Genomic DNA, 813 nt, shown 5'->3' on the forward strand with positions numbered 1-813 from the left:
GCCCGACTGGCATCACTGGAAGGGCGGCTACAACGACCGCTTTGCCCTGTGCCGGGGCATCCGGGCAGCGCAGGCTTAGAGCACCTAACAAAACCTTCTGATCTGGTTGAGGCAGATGAGGGCGCAGCCGAGGAGGACGAAGGCCTCGTGGATATCGGCGCGTCGCTCATAGCGGATTGTCAGTCGGCGGAAGCGGTTGAGCCAGGCAAGCGTGCGTTCGACGACCCAGCGGTGCCGGCCCAGTCTTTCGCTGCTGTCCCTTGTCCGCCGAGCAATGCGCGGCATGATCGCGCGGACGCGGCATTCGGTTCGGCAGCGGTGGCTGTCGTAAGCCTTGTCGGCGTGAAGCTTGTCGGGGCGCTTGCGAGGGCGGCCACGACCATGGCGCACGCCTGGCACGGCATCCAGAGTGGGTGCCAACATCTGGCTGTCATGGCGGTTGGCCGGGCTCAGGCGCACCCCGAGCGGGGTGCCCCGGCGATCGACCACAAGATGGCGCTTCGTGCCCGGTTTGCCGCGATCCGTTGGGTTCGGGCCTGTCTCGGCACCCCCCTTTTCGCGGCAACTGCGGCGCTATCAAGGGACGCTCGGCTCCAGTCCAGTTGTCCCGCATCCGAGAGGCGCTCCAGAAGAACGCGATGGAGCCCGGCCCAGACACCAGCTGCCTGCCAGTCACGAAGCCTGCGCCAGCAGGTCATGCCGGAGCATCCGAACTCACGGGGCAGCATCTCCCAGGGAATGCCGGACCGCAGAACGAAGATGATGCCGGCCAAGGCCAGCCGGTCATCGCATCGCGGGCGACCACCCTTCGGC

1 protein-coding gene is annotated in these 813 nt (G+C 66.8%); it reads right to left on the minus strand.

The window, feature by feature from the left end:
* Positions 1 to 84: 84 nt before the first annotated feature.
* A protein-coding gene (locus tag AB4091_RS21780) for an IS5 family transposase (RefSeq protein WP_442294987.1) occupies positions 85 to 813 on the minus strand; the annotation gives its coding sequence in 2 pieces (ribosomal slippage) (positions 85 to 551 and positions 551 to 813; 730 coding nt annotated over the 2 pieces). This gene is flagged as partial in the annotation.

This window comes from Terrabacter sp. 2RAF25 (assembly GCF_052115265.1).
Lineage (GTDB): Bacteria > Actinomycetota > Actinomycetes > Actinomycetales > Dermatophilaceae > Terrabacter.